An 18,034-nucleotide genomic window follows, 5' to 3' on the forward strand; every position below is an offset into this window, starting at 1 on the left:
CGGCCGGGCCCGGAGACGGGGAAACCCCCGGGACCACGAGGGTTCCGGGGGTTTTCCTGAGCCGCTTGTCAGAATCGAACTGACGACCTTTTCATTACGAGTGAAACGGTACGTCCGCTCTGGCGCCCACAAACCCTTGAATTGACGCCAGTCTACCGCGCGTGCGCGTGGGATTGACACACAGGAGTGCACACATGGCGTCGCGTCGCCTGCACGGGCCTCTCTCGTACGTGCCGCGCCGTGATGGGGTCGGCCGAGACTCCATCGCGGGACGAGGCGGCACGGATGAGGAGCTGGTAGTACCGCGCCGGGCCTAGACCTAACTCTCGATCGATCGCATGGGTCTTGGCCGGCGTCTGGACGGGGAATCGGGCCTCGAAGGCGAGCAGGTCGGATGGAGTCACGACGAGAATCCTCTCCGCAACCACGGACACCGGTCGCTATGGTCGGAGCATGGACTGGCTCTCCCTCGCCTCACCCGCGATCGCCGTCGTCGGCACTCTAGGCGGGGTGGTGGTCACACAGAGAGCCGCAGCGAAGCAGGCCGAGCGCGCGCGCCAGGTGGCGCGTGCGTCAGAACTCGAGTCCCGCCTCCGCGACGCCGCATTGGTCGTGACGAAGCTCTTTCGCCGGGAGATCGACGAGACGGCCAAGTTCCGGCGCGATCGGTCGGACTCAGACGTCTCGCGACAGATGAGCATCATCGACGCCCAGCTCGAGGAGCGGTTCCACGGGCCAGCAGGTGGCGAGCTCAAGGTCGCGATCAGCCTTGTCCCCGACGCGGCGGCGCGTGAACATCTGATGAGCATCACGCGCGCTTACGCGCAGAGCCTCTCGGTGGAGGGAGGCCTCGCAGGAGGGCACTCCACGTTCCTCGCTCCGATCCTCCTGCAGCTCGGCTGCGATATCAGTGCGGCCTACGCCCGCGGCGAGAGGCCGGATGCTGGCGAGCTGAAACGACTCGAGCGGTTCACCTCCTGGCCTTCCGGGCGGTCCCCGCAGCAAGGTGGCCCCGAGCAGGCTCCCTCCACGTAGACTGGCGGCCTCGGCCGGAGAAATGAGTTCTCATCATGCTCCAGCGCGGCCTCTCCCCCGACACGAAGCTCAGCATCGCTCTCGACGCGATCTGCTCCCGCAACCGGTACACCACGGACCCCGGGCCGGTGATCGCGGAGCTGCGCGCGACCGCCGGCGACCGCGACGACGTGCTCACCGAAGCCGTCGGCACCTGGGTCGGCTACTTCGAGGACGAGCACGTTGCCGTCCTCTGCACGGCGCTGCGCACACTCCCGGGCCTCGAACCGTGGATCGCGCTCGGCCAGCACCGCCGCTCTCTCCCGGACCCGAGCACGCCCGCCATCCTCGGTCACGGCCAGGCCGCCGCCCTACCGCTCTACATCACCACGGAGCCGGCCGCGCTCGGCTCGCCTTTTGCCCGAGCTGCGGTCGGCGTGCGAAAGGCCCCCACGGAGCACGGATGCTCGACGGGGGCCTAGGCCTAGAAAGCCGCAGATTAGGTTGTGGCGCCCGCGGCGCCAGACACTAGTTCCATTGGACCGTCGGTGACCTCGTCGGTGAGCGAGATGCCGCCGGACGAGCTCGCTTCGATCATCAGCTCCTGCAGCCACTTGGCATTGAGGTCTGGCGTCTCAACGCCCTCGAAGATGAAGCGCAGCGGGATCGACGGGTGCAGCCAGATCGTGGACCGTCCGGGGCTGTCGCCGTCGGGGTGTCGCCAGGAGAGCGTGAAGCTCTCGTTGCGACGCAGCTTCGTCGAGATCGCGACCTTGAGGTGCGCGAGAGCACGGTCCTCGATATGGATCTCGCTGCCGCCACCGTACTGGATAGTTCCCATCCGATGAAGATACCCCACCTGGGTAGTTTTTCCACACCGGGTGATTATTCACGGCCCGGCGGCTCAGAAGCGCGTCAGACTGTGGCATTCTTGGAGTCACGAAGAGCGGCCAAGAGGTCAGCTCCCAAGCGTTCAACTGAGGATCGGGGACCGTGGGCCGCTTCATCTACGAAGGTGATCAGAAGATCGAAATCGACGATCGCGCCCTCGCTCATCTCCAGCTCGTCATCACCACCAAGCTCCGCCGTGGCGAACCGTTCGGGTTCACTTGGAAGCAGGATGCCAGCGTCGGTGGTGGCCGCACCACGGTCTGGATTCACCCGGGCAGCAACCTCATCTTCAAGTACAGTCAGGCACGACAGCCCGCAGTGAGCAGGGCATGGGTCGACGCGCTCGCGTTCACTGCGAATTCCCCCACTGGCTTGTACCTCGTCCCGGAGCCGCCCTCCAAGAAGCAGCTCGACCCGTCTACCGGAGCCGCAGAAGTCGGCTAGCGGCCTTGGCTCTAGGCAAACGCCCAGGAGTGGGTTAATCCACGCAAGTAGGTTTTCTGATTGTGAGCTCGTCCCCCCGAGCTTGCAGAGGTCGCCGGGAGGCGAACGTGCTGGGGCCGTGAGCGCGGGGGCGCGCTCAACCGCCCACGGATGACCTCACCCGGTCTTGCACCTCGGGGGAGGCAAGAGACCGGGGTCTTCTTCGGAAGACGACCGGAGACTGCGCAGCCCCCATGGGTATCCATGGGGGCTGTCCTCTTACGTGGTTCCAGGGGTGCTCCTCGGGAGTGATACTTGGATGGGCGCCCTCCGGCGTAGGGTTGGATCATGGACTCGCGGAACCAAGACTCCCTGCGCACCCGCGTCGCGATCGACGGCCACGACTTCTACTTGCCTTCCACCGCCGATCTGACCGACGTCATGTCCCGCATTCAGAACATCGCCCGCACGCAGCCCGGCTTTCTCACACTCGCCACCACCAACGGCATCGCAAGCGTGCTCATCAACGCCGTCACCCGTGTCGTCATCCAGCGAGAGCCGACATACGCACCCTCAGACGCGATCGAACCATTCCAGGCTTACGATCCCGAATGGGACCTGTAATAAAGCCCCAGAGTCCGACCCCAAGCGCTACCGACCATGGAACTCGACGACCCGCGGCTCCCGGCATCCGCGAACGACTGGCTCCTCGCGACCTCCGACCAAGTGCAGGCGCTCGCCATCCAATGGCACGACGCCCCGGAGAACGCAAACATGAGCGACATTGTCGATACCCTGCTCGCTGTGACCGAAGCGCAGGCCCGGATCATCGCTCGGCTCGACCTCCGCATTCAGGAACTCGAGAAGCGCTGAACACCGTCTGGCCGCAGTCACGGCCAGTCGGCCGCTGTGTACATCACCGGTCTCGAACTGTCCGAAGACGGAGCCTTTCCGTTCGCCTAGTGGCGGTGACTTGCGGGATGCCCTACGATCCGGAATAAGCGCGGACACTCAGGCGCTGTAAAGGTAAGCCGAAGAGAATCGAAGAGACGTCCTCGATGACGAGCAACTCCAATGGTGTCGAGGACGCCGACGAAGGAACAGAGGCATCCGAAAATGAGCAACACGACCGACGCAATCTGGAGAGGCGTGCGACGGGGCGCATCGATGGGCGTAGCGCCAAGCTCGACCCGACTGCAGGAGATGAGCCGCCGGGCCGCGTCCATCGACTTCACTCAGGAAGCGATGGAGATGGTGACGGAGACTCTCTCCACCGAGGTCCCGGTGGAGCGGCTTCAGTTCAGCAGGTAAGCGCGGAGTTCACTCTGCGGCAGAGCCCATGGCTCCCGCCCGACGAACTCAAGGCCTACTACGAAACTGACCCCGACTTTGCGCGGGGAATCATCGAAACGATCCAGTCAGCTCAGCAAGCGCGCATTGACGCCGAGCTGATTCCGATCCGGGCGGAAGCCTGGGCGCTCAAAGTCGCGACGGTAGGCGTAACCTTCCTGCCTTGGATCGCGGCAGGTATCGCTGTCGTGTTTGCGCTGCAGGGCCTTGACACCGCTGCGCTGATCTCCGGGATCTTCTCGGTAGCGACCGGCGGAGCCCAGATTCTCCACGCCGTTCGACGCCCGACTGTCGTTCAGCAGGTCGTGCAACAGAGTCCCACCCCTGCCAAGCCGAAGCCGTCACAAGCGACGAAGAACAAGAAGTCCAACGCCAACCGAAAGAAGAAGCGGAAGCGTTGAAAAGCCGAAAGACCCCCACCCAGCCAGGCGGCTAGGTGGGGATCTCGTCTTACGGGGTCACTCGCGGGAGGGTTCGGCCACGTCGTCGGTGCCGGTGTCGGCGCCGTCCTGCATGGCGCGCCACTGGCGCCGGGTGAGTCCGGTCGCGTTGCCGTCGATCTGCGCGACGACGAACTTCGCGGGGGCTGAGCCGGCGCCGATGTGGCGGAGCCATTCGTCGACGGCGGGGATAGCCATCACGCGGGCGATGGCCGCGCTGATCGCGGCGAGCGTCGCGACCGCGGCCGTCGCCCAGGCGATCACCGGACCCGGCACGACGTCGGCGACCGCGTCGATGATCTGCGGGGCGACGACGACGGTCGTCGCGAGGACAGCCGCCGCGGCGATGAAGACCTGCACCGCGGTGCGGATCGCTCGCTGCAGCGGGAACCAGATCTTGCTCATGAAGTGCCTCCTGGGTTCTGCCGGCGCTTGCCGGCGGTCGTTTCGATCGCGTCCCACTGGTCGCGTTCGCTCTTGCGGATCTGGCCGATCTCCTCGCGGATGCCGAGGATGTCGCGCGCTTGGAAGTTCTGGGTCTGCTCCAGCCCGGCCAACCGCGAGTCGGTGGCCTTGACGATCCGCTTGATCTCGTCGATGTCGTCTCGCAGGATCGTCGAGGAGTGGGAGTTCACGACGTGCTCCGCGGTCTGAGAGGTGTTCTTCCCGACCGCGTTGAGCTTCGGGATGATGACGACGCCCAGGCTCGACAGCAGCGCGATGAGCGCGAGCATCACCTGGTTCGGATCGATCTCGCGGCCGGAACGGAGCGACGCGACCAGAGCGACAACGACGACGGCGACCGCCACGGCCGCGCCAACTGTCGCCGCGAGCCACCACCCCCAGCCGATCTTGCTTGAGTGCTGGGTCTGGTGCGCTCCGGTTGCCGGGTCCGTTGCCGGCATCAGCTCTTGGCCGTGGTCGGCCGCGCGAGGAGCTCCCGCTCGCGCGACCACGTGCCGTTCGCCTCGAACTTCCCAGACTCGGGGTTCTTCACCCGGCCCACGCCGTCGAGGACGTCTCGGGGGATGCCGTGGAGGTCGAGGTTCGCGATGAGGGCCTTCCCGGCCTTGCTCGCCGCGTTGCCGTTGCCGAGCTGGCGGGCCGGGCCGTAGAGGGCCTCGGCCTCGGCGACCTGAGTCTTGTCGTTCAGGTGCGACAGGAACTGCTTCGCGATGGCGTAGTAGTTGTTGTTCACGACGATGATGCGCATGTCCTCGTCCTCCTCGTGCGGGATTGCGGTGGTGGGTGCGGAGCCGCCGGCGGATGCCAGCGCCTCGATGTGGCCGAGCGGTCCCCAGTGCGTCCAGTGCCAGAGCTCGCGGAAGTTCTCGCCCTCGCGGGTGATGTTGTGTCGCTTCCCCAGCTCCTTCGCTCGGCGCGCGGCCGGGGTGTCGGAGTTGTAGGGCCACTTCAAGTCGTTCGACCGTCGGGCCTCGTGGTTGCTCGTGCGGGGCGGGGCGACGGTGTCGGGGTGGATCTGATACCACTTCTGGCCCTGCCAGTAGCGGTACCCGTAGACCTTGCGGTTGCCCGGGCTGAGCGTCATCCGCTCGTACCAGATCCGCTCCTGGTCCTCCGGCTCCCGATCGCCCGAGATCGACACCATCGGCGGGTGCCCCTCACGTTCGAGGTCGTTGGAGAGCCCGTCGAACGCGGAGCGCGTGCCCGAGGCGCGGTTGTACGCGCCGCCGGCGAAGCTGATTCCCAAGTCAGTCACCTCCCTTTCCGCGGAACGCGCTCACGAGTGCGGTCCGGGAAGCACGGCCTCGATCGCCGCGCCGAGCTGGATGTCGGTCACGGCGGCGAGGTCCGCCCCGGGACGCGGCGGCGTCGCGGCGATGTGCGCCTCTCGGGTGGCGTGCGCGAACGCGTGAACGTCCGCGATCGTTTGCCCTCCGGCGACGTCGATGGTGACGAGACGGCCCATGTTGGCCTGCACCCATCGGGAAGCGTCATCGACGTGCGCCTGTTCGGCGGCCGCGATGAATCGGTCGAGGAGGTCCGGGTCGTTTCGGGCGTTGATGTGCTGGGTTGTGGTCGCGGACATGGGCATGGTCCCCTCTCAGAGCGCCTTGATGATGTGGTTGAGCACGAGGTACGGCTGCAGGTTGTTGTGTGGCGAGCCGGAGCCCGACGAGTTGATCGACGGCGCCACGGACGTGGTCGTGGACTTGAGGACGTAGCCGCCGCCGCCCGTGGTGACGTTGGCGCCCGTGCCCGTACCGGGCGCGACGAACGGTTCGTTTCCGGATGCCTGGTGCGAGTGGGCTGCCTGCGTGTGGGTATGCGGGCCGTTCTCCGCACTGGTCAGCGAGTGGGTCTTGGCTCCGCCCGTCTTGCCGAGCGTGCTGAACTCGGTCTGCCCCGAGTCGTTGCCCACTGGAACCCGGCCGCGCAGGTCGGGCAGGTTGAAGGTCGACGACCCGTTGCCCACGCCGTATGCCGTCCCGATGGCGCTGAACAGTGCCGCGTACACGGTGCGGGAGACCGCGGAGCCATCGCACAGCAGCCAGCCCGCCGGAGCGGTGCCCCCGGCGTACGCGGTGACGATCCCGACAGGCTCGACCGGGTACTCCCCGCGGTGCCGTACCTCCCCTGAGACGTACGCGTCCCCTGCGACGTCGAGTGCACCGCGCTCGTGGACCTTCCCGACTCCGACCTTCGTGCCGTTCAGGTCGAGCGCAACCGCCGCGGTGGAGACGACGGTGTCGGCGAGGTATGCACCGAACCGGTCTTGCACCTGGACTCGCACGTCGTAGCTGGCGGTGGGGAGGAACACCCCACCGCCGGAAACGAGGAACCAGGAGCGGTAGCTGAGCCCAGCGGGAGTGATGACGTTGCGGTTGGTCCACGCGCCCGAGCCATGGGGGCGCGTGAACGCGCGGATGGTGAGGGCGTTGCGCTCGGAGCCGTTGATGAGACTCGAGACCGCCGCTGTGAGATCCACCCGCAGGTAGGCTCCGTCGTCGAGCACAGCACCCGTGGCGTCGCAGCGCCGCGCCTGATATGCCGTGGCCGCCGGCGGGGCGTATGGGAGAACGTTGAGCGTGCCTGGGGAGCTCCCCGATCGACCGCGCGAGTCTGTGACGCGAGCGGTGACCGGGAGCGCGCCGGGGACGGTCGTGAGAACGTCTGAGCTGGCAGGGACGACGCCGCCCTGGTAGGTGACCTGGCTGGACTTGATCGTCGAGCCGTAGACCCCCGCGCCGGTGACGGTGAACTTCGCCCGGGAGAGGCCCTGAACGAGTGCCCCGACGATCGAGGCGACGTCGGGGTTGTTGTCGGCGACGCTGATGGCGGTGACGGTGGGGACGACGGACGCCGGAGCGCGAAGGGTGAACTTGGTCACCGTGGTCCCGATGACGGTCGACCCGCTCTTGGTGATCACGCGGATCGATCCGGTGCCGGACGCCGCGTTGGGGATCTGTGCGAGGAGCGACAGCGGGGGCGTCCATGTCGTGCTTGCGCCGACGCCCTTCGCTACGGTGCCGCTCAGGCTGCCGAAGGTCCAGTCGATGTCGTGGGTGAAGCCGCTGGACGCCCGGTTGGTCGCGATGCCAACAGAGGTGCCGGCGTCGAAGCTCGCCCCGCCGTTGAAGGTCGCCGTGGATGCGCGAGCGATCCTGGGGAGCTCCATGGGAGCGGAGAAGACCGTCTCCTGGACACTGCCGTAGCTGAGCACCTGCGCGAACCGGATCGGGGCGCGGGTGCCATCGGCGTCGTGGTCGACGCGAACGTCCCAGGGGCCGTTTCGCCAGCGCAGTGCACCGTTGGGCACTCCGCCAGGAAGGAAGGGGTTGCCCTCCTGCCGGGCGAAGCGCGTGACTCCGTCGACGTGCCCTTCATGGTAGCCAGGGCCGTTGTACTGGGAACCGCTCGTTGCGCCGGGGCCGTTGATCGCCTTGAGGTAGCAGCGGATCACCGAGTAGTTGCCGGCGATGTTCTGCGATACGAGGTCACCCTCGACGAAGAAGCTCGTGTTGGGGGTCGACTTGAAGACGGAGATCTGATCGGTCACCGGTACACCTCCGAACCGCGAATGACCCGCTCGAGGCGGGTGAAAGACGTCGGGCGGGCCGCGGAGTCGCGACCCGCCCGTGACGGCCTAGAGCGGACGGACGATGGTCCTGCCCGGCCCGTAGGCCATGAACTGGTGATTGCCGATCTGGGCGGAGTTCAGCCGTGCCTCTTCGGCGACGAAGACACCGCCCTCCCAGTACGAGACCACGACGCTGTTCTGCGTCATCTCGATCCGGTCGGGCTTCAACCGGACCTCAGCGGTCGACTTCGGGTCACCGATGGCGAGGCCATCGGTGCCGAATCGGTAGTAGGTCTGGTGCTGGTCGAGCCGCTGGCCGACGTCCGAGGCCGTTGCGGCGGCGTCGGCTGCGATCTCTGCTGCACCGTCCGCCGTGGCCTGGGCGTCGCCGGCGGCGTTCGCTGCGCCCGCGGCCGTGTTCTGCGCGAGCTCGACGCCTTCGCCGAGGTCGGCAATCAGCTCTGCTTGCGCGTCCTGTCGGCCGACCACGATGGTGACGCTCTCGTTTGCCGAGAGGTTCAGGTCGTTGCCGAAGGATGGCGTGACGTGGTTGACGCCGATCGAACCGGCCTCGATGTGGTTGGCCGTGACTGCGTTCGCTTCGATGTCCGGGCCAGTCACACCTTCGACGACGATCGAGCGAGGGTCGGAGACGCCGCCTGAGCGCCCGAGGGTGTCGCTGCTGCGCAGCCGCACCCAGACCGTCTCGCCGATGATGCCCTTGATGTTCGCGCCGCCCGCCCCCGTGAGAGGGGTGCCGAACGGCGACCAGGGGCCGTCTTCGGATGCAGCGGTCTCCATGTAGACGAAGCCGAACCCTGCGGGGGGCACCCCCGTGACGAGGTCGCCCGCCCACCGCGCCGCGACTTGACCGACCCCGGTGAGGAGCACCGGCGGCGTGGGGGCGGCGATGGTGGCCGGGGGTTCGGCGCCCGTCACGTCGACCGGCTCTGACGGATCACCCCAGATGCCGAGATTGGACAGCGCGCGTACGGCGACGCTGACCGTCTCCTTCGTCGCGATCGTGAACGACGCTGAGGTGCCGACCACCCGAACGGCAGTCAGACCGACCCGCAGCTCGTACTCGGCGATCGTGACGAGCTGGTCGTCCACCGAGAACTGCACCGGTTCCCACTCGACAGATACGGTCGCTGCGGCCGTGCCGTCAGCCTGGAATGCCCCCGTGTTCGAGAGCACCTTGAGCTCCGTGACGGGGCGCGGGACGACGGATTCGGGGACTGCCGGGACGACGGCGATCTCGGCGGACAGGTCCGACCACCGGCCCGTGACGGAGCGCGCGCGCACGCTGACGTAGCGGGGCTCCCCCGGCGTCCAGGTGTCGAAGGTGACGCTCAGTCCGGACGTCGATGCTCCGGTCGATACCGGCGCCTCGTTCCCTCGCCGCGACCACACCTGGTATCGATCGACGTCGAGCGGGTTTCCTTCGACGTCGGTGGCGACTTCGTCCCACGCGATGCGCACGGTCGAGACGGCCCGGCCGTCGTCGCCCCATGTACCCAGGTTGGACTCCACTCGCACGGCACCCGGCGCTGCGGGCTGCAGCGGTGCGGGGCCAGGAGACGAGGGGAACGAGGCCCCGGAGCCGCCGATGATGGTTCCTTGAGCGATCGCACCGACACGCTTCGCGAGCTTCGCGGACAGGCCGACGAGTTTCGACCCGACGATTGCGCGCACCGTGACCGAGCCACCGCTCTTCGACACCTGGATGCCGATCACGCGCAACGGCTGCTTGCCGTTCTTCCGGCGGGCGGTGACTGTGTCGCCGATGGTGAAGTCCCGCCACGGCGTCGGGCCGCCCGAGTCGGGGGTCCAGTCGTAGGAGAGCTCGAGCTTCTTCGCACGGTTCTCCTGCATCACCGGCTGCGCCTGGCGGAGCGCTGTAGCGCGATCCCCCACCCCCGACAAGGACATCGAAGTCTCGAGCGCGCCGAACCGCTTATCCGCACCGCTGTTGTAAGCGTGGGTGGCATTCATCTTGTCGGGGATGAGCACAATGGTGGAGAACGTGCCCTTGAAGTCGGTCTTGGCGGGGGCCGAGGAGAAAGCGGGGCCGCCGAGCACCAAGGAATCGGTGCGGTTGGCGCCGGAGCCGACGCGAGCGATGCGCAGCCGCATGCCCTCCGCCCACCACTCGAAGTGCCCCTGCTCCACCCACATCTGAACGAAAGTCGAGTACGGCTTCCAGAGGTCCAGGGTCATCTTGATCCGGTCGGCGGCCTGCCATGCCTGCCCGAGCGAGTCGGCGGTGTTCGTGAAGTCGTAGGTCAGGGTCGGCGCCCAGCCACGATCGACACCCGAGGTCGTCCCCTGCGCCTCAGCGATCAGGGTACGCATCGTCTGGCCCGGGGTCATGTCGAAAGGACGCGTGCGGTTGTCCTTCGACGCGCGTGTCCACCAGAGCACGGCCTGCGACAGCAGCCAGCCGACGTAGGACTGGGCCTTGAACTGCATGACGTCGGTCTGATCGGCCGCGTTCTCGGCGTCCTCCAGCACGATGAAGAGATCGTTTCGCGGACGGCTCCACGAAGACCCCGTGGTGTACTCGAGCCCAACAACGAACGGGGCTTCGAGCCGGTCGGCGACTCGCGACGACGTCGTGAACGTCATCGTCGCGGTCGCCGACTCGGCGTCGGTCTCATCGATGTCGATGGTGGGAATCACGCGGCCCTTGACGCCTGCAGGCGTGTACTCGCGAACGCGGATGTCGAACATGATGCCCCCTGGCCTAGATGGTGCGCGCTGACCTGCCACGCACCGCGATTACTGCCCCCGCGCGGGTCGCCGAGGTGACGGTGAGCCGTCCGGTCCGCGAGGCCGGATTCCCTGGAGCGAGAACCGGGGTGACCTCGAAGTTCCCTCGAGGGCCGCCGAAGTCGACGAGACCCGATACGTCCGTCCCTCCGGACCACGCGTCGGCAGTAGTGCGGAAGCACCGCCCCGTCCGAGAGTCGAACCGCACCCACTGACCTGCGGTCGTGTCGGGCATCGCGACCCACGCGCCAGATGCATCGGTGACCCGCACTCCCGTTGCCGGGCCTTGAACACGCACAAGCGCGTCCCCCACGGAGCCAGAGAGACCAGCGAACACCTCCAGCGTGATCGACGCGGCGTCCAGGGGCGCTGACTCCGTGGTCACGGTCTTGCCGCGCCAATAGACCTCGGTCAGCTCGACGATGAACGTCGCATCGATCCACTCGTTGCGTGCGAACACGTGATCCGGGCCCGCACCCTTCAAGCGCGCGCTCACCTGCACGTCGGGCTCGTCGTCGCGAGTGAGCACGAGCTGGCGGGCCGTGAACAGCGCAAGCAGAGCTTCCCACCCGGAGGGCGGCGTGTTGACGACCAGCGGCATCAACGGCGCACTCAGGGTGACGGGAGTTGCGACGTAGCCGTCTCGTCCCGCCACCCTGAGCTCGTCACTGGACGCCTCGAGCGCTGAGTAGGGCATGGACCGTGGCCGGAAGACCCAGCCGAGGTCCGGGTTGTCCAGCGGAATCCCGTTCACCCGGATCATACGTTCACCGCCCCTACGAGTTGCGCTGCCTCCCATGCCTCGGACTTGAGGTCTCGAACGACAGGGTTGTGGATGTGCAGGTTGACGCCGCCCGCGGCCGCGGCGCTTCGACCGTCGGTGTTGACCGACGGCCCAGTGCCCGTGACTCCGGTGAAGTCGATGGCGTTCTCCATCGACTTGCGCACGCCTGCAGCGCCCGACTTGATACCGACCGCGATGCCCTGCACGAGAGGCAGGCCGATCTCACGGTTGGTTCGGCGGGACGGCGAGTGGATGTCTCCAGCGGCTCGCGACGCTGCGACTGCCCTGTTGACAGCGCCGGACGCCGCGCGAGAGACGACGCCTGAGTTGTCGCCGATGCCCCGGGCGATGCCGTACATCAGCGCCGCACCGACGCCGTAGAACCACCCGCCGGCGCCCGCCAGGACGCCGGCGATCGAGCCTCGCAGGCCAGTGAACGCGCCGACCACGCCTCCACGGGCGGAGTCCGCGCCGACGCGCATTCCGTTCATCGTCGCCGCGCCCGTCGGGACCAGCCACGACCCGGCCGACGCCATCGCGCCGGTAAGCACACCGCCCAGCCCGGCCATGCTCGCGGAGATGATCGGCGTGAAGCCGTCGATCCCCGCCTTGAAACCGCCCATCATGGCGGTTCCTCGGGGAGCGAGCCACGTCTCGGAGCCCGTCATCCCTCGCTGCACACTGTCCTGGATGGACCTCATGGAACGATCCAGCTCGGGCAAGCCGAGCTGGATACCCTGGGCGAGCTGTCGAGAGAAGCTCGCGCCGCCTGCGCCTCCGCCGCCCCCGCCTCGGCCGTTGCGATTGATGTTCAGAGCTTCGGTGGCCTCGTCGGCGAGATCGCCGAGCTCGGTCATGATCTGTCGGCGCGTGGCCAGGTCAACGGACCAGAACTCGCTCAGCCATGCCTTGCTGCCCTTGCCGTCGGTGAACGACGTGCGGATTCGGTCGGCGATGCGCTTCGCCTCGGCGGATGCGACGTCAGCCGCTCGCGGGCTGAACTTGGGGTCCGGGAGCTCGAAGCCGAAGTCCTTGAACTCGGACTCCGCCCATGCACGCACGTTGTCGTTCAGGGGGTAGGCCGAGTAGCTGCCAAGGAGCTCGTTCCACATCTCCGTCGCGCCCTCGGCGCCGCCTTCCTTGAAGGCCTGCTTGACCTTCTCGACCACCGACTCGAGCTTCGAGACCTCCGTGGCGCTGAGGTCTGGCAGAGCGAATCCCTGCTGGAGCTGCTCGTTGATCTTGGCGATCACCTCGGGCGGGATGCCTTCGATGTTGCGCATTTCCTCGACGAGCGCGTCTGCAGCGCCCTGGCCCTCGGCGGCGAGTACGCGCTCGTACTCGTCCATGAAGACCTTCGCCATTCCGCGCGCCTTCTCGGAGACGGTCATTCGACTGTCGTTCCAGTAGCGGTCGAAGTCGAAGGAGACCTCGACCGTGAAGGGGTTGCCGTCGTCCTTCGCCTTGAACTGACCGAGCTTATTGAGCTGCTGCAGCGCCGAGGACGAGTCCATGTCCCATCCCATGAACTCGCGGACGCCGTCGAAGAAGTCGCCGTTGGCGCGAGACCACTCGCCGAGAGCGGCGATCCACTCCCCAAGAGCCTCGATGAGCGACGTGAGCACCGGGAGGATGTCGACGAGCGCGTCCGCGAGGGACACCAGCGCGTCGATCAGCACCGGCCCGGCCGCCTTGACGAACTCGTCCAGGGCGGGGCCGAGCTGTGCCGCGATCTGGGTAACGGCCTCCCCGAGCGAATCGAGGATGCCGGAATCCCGGATCTGGGAGATCAGTCGGTCGACCGCGGGCATGAGCTCCGCGAGAACGCCGGCTGCCGTCGGCAGAAGCGTGCCGGCGAGGTCGCCCAGCAAGCCGAGGAAGCTCCCGAAGGTCGCCGCGATCGCGGGCAGGTGCGGACGGACTCCCTCGAGGGCACGCACGAGTCCGTCGGACAGATCGAGCAGCCCCTTGTCGACGGCCGGCTGATTCAGCGCGTTCGCTGCGCCCTCGATGAGCCCGCCGAGGAAGGTGCCAGCTGAGCCGATGAACTTCTCGATGGAGCGGTCGAGCCCGAGGATCAGACGACCGATCGCGGTGACACCGTCTCCGAACGCGCTCATCGCGACGCTGGCGCCGCGGAACACCGCGGTGAGGCCGCGCTGGAAGTCGGCACCGTTCACGATGCGCTCCCACTGCTGCATCATGTCTGCGAATCCAGCGAGCCCCTTGGAGCCGGCGGAGTCAGCGGCACGCCAGAGCCCTTCGAACACGCCCGCGATGCCAGTCGTCGCGTCCCACAGGTCGTACATCGACCGGATCGCGTTCTCCATCCAGCCGTCGAGGCGGCCGTCTGTGGAGACCGCTTCAAGCCAGTGGTCGAAGGTGTTGGCCTGGCGGACGAACCACTGAGCGAGTCGAGGCGTGTACTTCGCCGCGACCTGGGACAGTGACGTCATCGCGCCGGCGAACGCCGGTGCGCCGGTGGAGAGGATTCGCCAGCCCTCCGCGATGCCGGAGAAGATCCGCTCGAGGCCGCCGTCGCCGAGCTCCTTGCCGAAGGCCTTGGCGAGCTCGCTGGTGAACTGGCCGATGCCGGTGGAGAGCTCGTGGAACGAGGTCCGGAGCTGCGGCATGAGGCCGTTGACCAGGTCGAGGATTGGCTGTCGAGCCTGCCCCCAGAATGCGTCGTTGATGATGCCACCGAGCTCGGACATGTCGTCCTTGAGCTCCGCGAGTTCGGTGCCCGTGTTTCGGAGCGCGACGATGAGCGCCGTCAGCGAGCCGACGGCGTTGAGGATGAGACCCGGAACGACCAGGAACGCGGGGAGGATCGAGAAGAGCCCCTGGCCGATGCCGACGAGCCCACTGGTGGCGGCGAAGATGGCGCCGACGAGCGATGTGATGCTCGTCGTCCATCCGATGATCGACGGGAGGTTCTTGTCGAGGTTCTTCATCGACGTGGCGAGGTCGTCGATCCACTTCCAGGACAGGCGGGCGCCGGACAGCGCAGAGAGCGTTGTCAGCGCGGAGACGACGGACGCCTTGGAGACGGTCGCGAAGATCTCGACGGTCCGGGGGCGTGTGAGCCACGCGAGCCGCGCGGAGGCCCATGCGGTGAAGGGGTTGGCCTCGATGCGCGTCTCGCGGTCGCGCGCGACGTGGTCGATGTGGTCCTTGATGTCGTTGAGACGGAGGCGCAGCTTCTCGGCGTCCTCGGGCGAGAGGATGTCCCGGGCGAGACGGCCGGAGAGCTCGTGGAACTCTGCGCTCAGCCCGTCGAGCTGCTGGCGGAGCCGGCGGTCCTCCACGGACGGGGTCATCTTGACTTCGATATCGCGGAGGGTGCTGTCGATCTCACGGCGCAGGCGGGTGACCGTCAGGCGGTCCATCGTGAGCCGCACCGGCGCGACGACGTCCTTGATGTCCTGCACGTCGGGTGTCGCCTTGAATCGGACGCCGCCGTCGAGGTCGCCAAGGGTATCGAGCTGCCGCCGGATGTCCTCCTTGATGCGCCGGCCGTCGAGACGCGCACGCGTCACGCGAACCGTCATCGACGTGCTCTTCTCGATCAGATCGAGGCGACGCTTGAGGTCGCGGCGGAACTCGTTGGTGTTCGGGATGACACGGATGGACAGGCGACCTGCGTTACGCCCCGGGTTGATACCTGCCATCCGTGTCACCCCTACTCTTTGATGAAGTTGTCGAGCGTCCCGCTCAGCAGCTCCGCGATGGTCCGCGGCTGCATGGTCGTCTCGTGTTCCTCGGCGCCAGGCCAGTCGATGAACATCGCTGGGTCTTTCTGCCCGGCGAGCCCCTGAATCAGCGAGGCGATGAGGTTGTGGGTGCGGACGGCGACAACAGTCGCGGCGTCCCACCCCTGCAGCTCAGGCGAGCCGCCCCGGAGGGCGTAGACGCGAGAGTGCGGATTGAGCACCAGGTGCTCGGCGAGGATCACGACGTGGTGGGCAGAGACCTTGCCCGCCCACACGTCGTCGATGTTGAGCCCGTGGTAGAACTGGGCCAGGTCTGCGCGCAGCGCTCCTTGAGTGTCGAGTTCGTCGATCAGCTCTCGGAGCTGCGCGATTTCCCCAGTTCGTCCCGGTAGTGCATGTAGAGGGCGACGAAGTGCTCTTCGGTCTTCCCCTCGGACCAGGCGGCGTAGGCGTCCTTGTCCTCGGCGATGGTCTCGGCCCACTCGTCGATCGAGGCGACGAAGTCGGCGAACTTCTGGTACCGCTCGATGTCCTCGGGCTTCGTCATGTCGAACTCGAGCATGCCCTCACCGTCGCCGTTGCCATCGAAGGCACCGGACTTCGCGGCGTCGAGCGTGAGGTTCGTGAACGCGTTGCGGTGGCCGAGGCGGAACCGGTGCGGCTCGCGGAGGGGCGGCATGTCGCCGAGCAGCTCACGGCGGAGCTCCTCGGCGTCCTGCTCGGCCTCGATCACCTCGGAGGGCTTCGGGGTCTTGCTGCGGACCGGAGTCTTCCGATCCTGAGGCTTCGTGGGAGTCGTCATTGCAGACCTCTTTCGTGCGGTGCAGACCTGGTGAGGAAGACGTCCCCCTGGGCGGGTCTGCGGCACTGCACCCAGGGGGACGGGTAGGGGGTTACGGCGTGGGAGCCGCGAGCCCGGTCTTGAAGATCTGGAAGACGCCGGCGCGACCCTCGACCGCGGGGATCGCGGAGTTGGCCGCCGACAGGATCGAGACGGACAGCGGCAGCTCGAGGAACTGCGCCGTGTCGACCGACGGGGCGTCACCGAGCGACACCTCCGTGTTCGGAATCCAGAAACCGACCGACCCCGTGGAGTCCTGGAAGTACAGGAACAGGGCGGTCGAGAGCGGCTTCGGCGTGGCAACGGTGTAGCCGCCGGTCACCGGGTCGAAGTCGCCGTTGAAGGCGAGGTCGAGGGTCGCCGCGTCGAACTGCAGCGCCGCGACGGTGACGCCCCACGTGACCGAGCTGGTCGTGGTGCGCACGGCGTCGGCGAGGAAGGTGTCGATCGACTCCTTCTCACCGCCCTCCTTGGTGAAGGCGATGGTGTTCTGCTTCGACGTGTGGCCGAGGTTCTTCCACGGCGACGGACCGTCGTCCTGCAGGTTGAACGCCTCGAGCGGGGACGCCGGCGGGACGGTGTTGACGGGGGCGTGGAAGACAGTTCCGTGCCCGGGGATTACGAGTGTGGTTGCGTCGACAGACACGGTTCCTCCTGGGTGTTGGGGTTGCAGACCCGCCCCGAGGGGCGCAGAAGGACTAGAACTTGCGGACGGCGAGCTGCCACGAGCCGGTGAGCTGGATCGCGGACTTGGCTTCCATCTGCGCTTCTCCGCCGACCCGCGAGAATGCAGAGATCTCGTTGAGGATGGACTCGACGGCTCCGACCCCCGCGACGACTCCGGCCGTGGGCAGCTCATCCCAGCCGTGCACGCCGGTGTAGAGCGTGTCGGCAACAGCGAAGGCGGTGTGGGGGTCGTCGAAGACGCTGAGGGTGAGCGTCACCGTCCAGAGGTCGCGCCCGTTCCCGTCTTGCGATGCGAGCGAGTAGTGCGTGACGAGGGGCAGCGCGGCGAAAGTGCCGACGTCGAGGTCGGCGGCCACATCGGAGTGGGCGGGCGCGATCTGCCGCACGAGCGTCTGGAACAGGCCGTCGTTGTCGAGGAGGAGTCCCATCAGCCCACCGCCCGGAGCGCCTTGCTCATGATGTGCTGGCCCGGCACGAACTTCACGCGCCGGGCGTTCTTGAAGCGCACGAGGTGGCCGTACTCGATGGACACGGCCGCCTTGTCGTCGGCGACGATGAGGCGGTCGTCGATGGGGCCGACTTTCGAGGGCTGCAGCGAGGGGACGGTCGCCACGAACGTCTTGCTGAGGTACTCGCCGGTGAGGCGGTGCGCCGCGGCGACTGAGCGCACGGCGCGGAGACCGCGCTGGGCGACGAGGTCCATCTCGCGACTCTGGCCTGCGATCTGCGCGGCCATGGAGCCGGCGCGAGGGTCGACGTACGACATCCGAGCCTCCTACAGGTCGCGGAGCCACTTGATCGTGACTCGGTGGTGTCCCGTGCGCTTCGAGACGGAATGGCTCTGAGGTGCGCCGACCGTCTCGTACTCGGCGCCGTTGAAGAGGACGTAGGAGTTGATGTCGCCGGGCCACAGTCGGGAGCGGACGATGGCGAGGTCGACCACCTGCAGGCCGAGCGTCTCGACCTCCTCCGACGACGACCAGTCGCGCACAGGTTCGACCATGCAGCGGACTGTGATCGGTGCTCCGTCCGGCACGTACTCGCGCTGGCCGCGCTCGTTGCGGACCATCTTTCGCT

Annotated in this window: 22 protein-coding genes and 1 tRNA gene; 6 read left to right on the top strand and 17 right to left on the bottom strand. The window is 67.2% G+C overall.

Annotation, left to right across the window (positions count from 1 at the left end):
* Positions 1-62 precede the first annotated feature (62 nt).
* Positions 63-136, bottom strand: a tRNA-Thr gene (locus D8M34_RS18760).
* Between the two features lie 16 nt (positions 137-152).
* On the bottom strand, positions 153-434 hold the full coding sequence (locus D8M34_RS19840) for a DUF3263 domain-containing protein (RefSeq protein ID WP_126893382.1): 282 nt from the start codon (positions 432-434) through the stop codon (positions 153-155).
* Positions 435-453: 19 nt separating this feature from the next.
* On the opposite strand from D8M34_RS19840, the gene D8M34_RS05770 reads away from it, so the two are divergent.
* Both D8M34_RS05770 and D8M34_RS05775 read left to right on the top strand, forming a co-directional pair.
* A complete protein-coding gene (locus tag D8M34_RS05770; protein ID WP_126893383.1) occupies positions 454-1,035 on the top strand; it encodes a hypothetical protein in 582 nt (193 codons plus the stop codon).
* Between the two features lie 35 nt (positions 1,036-1,070).
* Positions 1,071-1,496 (top strand): hypothetical protein, encoded by a 426-nt coding sequence (locus D8M34_RS05775; protein WP_126893384.1) that lies wholly within the window; start codon positions 1,071-1,073, stop codon positions 1,494-1,496.
* Positions 1,497-1,513: 17 nt separating this feature from the next.
* Here D8M34_RS05775 and D8M34_RS05780 read toward each other — a convergent pair whose 3' ends face one another.
* On the bottom strand, positions 1,514-1,855 hold the full coding sequence (locus D8M34_RS05780) for a DUF7882 family protein (RefSeq protein WP_126893385.1): 342 nt from the start codon (positions 1,853-1,855) through the stop codon (positions 1,514-1,516).
* A gap of 152 nt (positions 1,856-2,007) precedes the next feature.
* Between D8M34_RS05780 and D8M34_RS05785 the strand changes: the two genes are divergently transcribed.
* The 4 genes from D8M34_RS05785 (at position 2,008) to D8M34_RS05800 (ending at position 4,079) form a co-directional block, all read left to right on the top strand.
* Positions 2,008-2,349: a DUF7882 family protein gene (locus D8M34_RS05785; protein ID WP_126893386.1), complete on the top strand. Its 342-nt coding sequence runs from the start codon at positions 2,008-2,010 to the stop codon at positions 2,347-2,349.
* A gap of 327 nt (positions 2,350-2,676) precedes the next feature.
* Positions 2,677-2,952: a hypothetical protein gene (locus D8M34_RS05790; RefSeq protein WP_126893387.1), complete on the top strand. Its 276-nt coding sequence runs from the start codon at positions 2,677-2,679 to the stop codon at positions 2,950-2,952.
* A 36-nt stretch (positions 2,953-2,988) separates the two neighbouring features.
* Positions 2,989-3,201: a hypothetical protein gene (locus D8M34_RS05795; RefSeq protein WP_126893388.1), complete on the top strand. Its 213-nt coding sequence runs from the start codon at positions 2,989-2,991 to the stop codon at positions 3,199-3,201.
* A 185-nt stretch (positions 3,202-3,386) separates the two neighbouring features.
* Positions 3,387-4,079, top strand: a complete 693-nt coding sequence (locus tag D8M34_RS05800; protein ID WP_126893389.1) for a hypothetical protein — start codon at positions 3,387-3,389, stop codon at positions 4,077-4,079.
* A 57-nt stretch (positions 4,080-4,136) separates the two neighbouring features.
* Here D8M34_RS05800 and D8M34_RS05805 read toward each other — a convergent pair whose 3' ends face one another.
* From D8M34_RS05805 to D8M34_RS05870, 14 genes are all read right to left on the bottom strand, one after another.
* A complete protein-coding gene (locus D8M34_RS05805) occupies positions 4,137-4,523 on the bottom strand; it encodes a hypothetical protein (RefSeq protein WP_126893390.1) in 387 nt (128 codons plus the stop codon).
* On the bottom strand, positions 4,520-5,023 hold the full coding sequence (locus D8M34_RS05810) for a hypothetical protein (RefSeq protein ID WP_126893391.1): 504 nt from the start codon (positions 5,021-5,023) through the stop codon (positions 4,520-4,522). Before D8M34_RS05810 ends, D8M34_RS05805 begins: the two co-directional genes overlap by 4 nt.
* Complete coding sequence (locus D8M34_RS05815) at positions 5,023-5,838, bottom strand: hypothetical protein (RefSeq protein ID WP_126893392.1); 816 nt, start codon at positions 5,836-5,838, stop codon at positions 5,023-5,025. Before D8M34_RS05815 ends, D8M34_RS05810 begins: the two co-directional genes overlap by 1 nt.
* A 21-nt stretch (positions 5,839-5,859) precedes the next feature.
* Positions 5,860-6,168 (bottom strand): hypothetical protein, encoded by a 309-nt coding sequence (locus tag D8M34_RS05820; RefSeq protein WP_126893393.1) that lies wholly within the window; start codon positions 6,166-6,168, stop codon positions 5,860-5,862.
* Positions 6,169-6,183: 15 nt separating this feature from the next.
* Positions 6,184-8,139: a DUF859 family phage minor structural protein gene (locus D8M34_RS05825; RefSeq protein ID WP_126893394.1), complete on the bottom strand. Its 1,956-nt coding sequence runs from the start codon at positions 8,137-8,139 to the stop codon at positions 6,184-6,186.
* Between the two features lie 87 nt (positions 8,140-8,226).
* A complete protein-coding gene (locus tag D8M34_RS05830; RefSeq protein ID WP_126893395.1) occupies positions 8,227-10,893 on the bottom strand; it encodes a hypothetical protein in 2,667 nt (888 codons plus the stop codon).
* Positions 10,894-10,906: 13 nt separating this feature from the next.
* A complete protein-coding gene (locus D8M34_RS05835) occupies positions 10,907-11,686 on the bottom strand; it encodes a hypothetical protein (RefSeq protein ID WP_126893396.1) in 780 nt (259 codons plus the stop codon).
* 5 nt (positions 11,687-11,691) lie between these two features.
* Positions 11,692-15,387: a hypothetical protein gene (locus D8M34_RS05840; RefSeq protein WP_126893397.1), complete on the bottom strand. Its 3,696-nt coding sequence runs from the start codon at positions 15,385-15,387 to the stop codon at positions 11,692-11,694.
* A gap of 11 nt (positions 15,388-15,398) precedes the next feature.
* Complete coding sequence (locus D8M34_RS05845) at positions 15,399-15,704, bottom strand: hypothetical protein (protein WP_126893398.1); 306 nt, start codon at positions 15,702-15,704, stop codon at positions 15,399-15,401.
* A gap of 74 nt (positions 15,705-15,778) precedes the next feature.
* Positions 15,779-16,231, bottom strand: coding sequence for a hypothetical protein (locus D8M34_RS05850; RefSeq protein ID WP_126893399.1), 453 nt, complete (start codon positions 16,229-16,231; stop codon positions 15,779-15,781).
* Positions 16,232-16,322: 91 nt separating this feature from the next.
* Complete coding sequence (locus tag D8M34_RS05855) at positions 16,323-16,916, bottom strand: phage tail tube protein (RefSeq protein WP_126893400.1); 594 nt, start codon at positions 16,914-16,916, stop codon at positions 16,323-16,325.
* Positions 16,917-16,968: 52 nt separating this feature from the next.
* Complete coding sequence (locus tag D8M34_RS05860; RefSeq protein ID WP_126893401.1) at positions 16,969-17,385, bottom strand: hypothetical protein; 417 nt, start codon at positions 17,383-17,385, stop codon at positions 16,969-16,971.
* Positions 17,385-17,723, bottom strand: coding sequence for a DUF5403 family protein (locus tag D8M34_RS05865; RefSeq protein ID WP_126893402.1), 339 nt, complete (start codon positions 17,721-17,723; stop codon positions 17,385-17,387). Before D8M34_RS05865 ends, D8M34_RS05860 begins: the two co-directional genes overlap by 1 nt.
* A 9-nt stretch (positions 17,724-17,732) precedes the next feature.
* The gene (locus tag D8M34_RS05870) at positions 17,733-18,026 is read right to left on the bottom strand and encodes a hypothetical protein (RefSeq protein ID WP_126893403.1); all 294 of its coding nucleotides are present in this window, start codon (positions 18,024-18,026) and stop codon (positions 17,733-17,735) included.
* Between the last annotated feature and the right edge of the window lie 8 nt (positions 18,027-18,034).

Source organism: Microbacterium sp. HSID17254, assembly GCF_003989315.1.
Classification (GTDB): domain Bacteria; phylum Actinomycetota; class Actinomycetes; order Actinomycetales; family Microbacteriaceae; genus Microbacterium.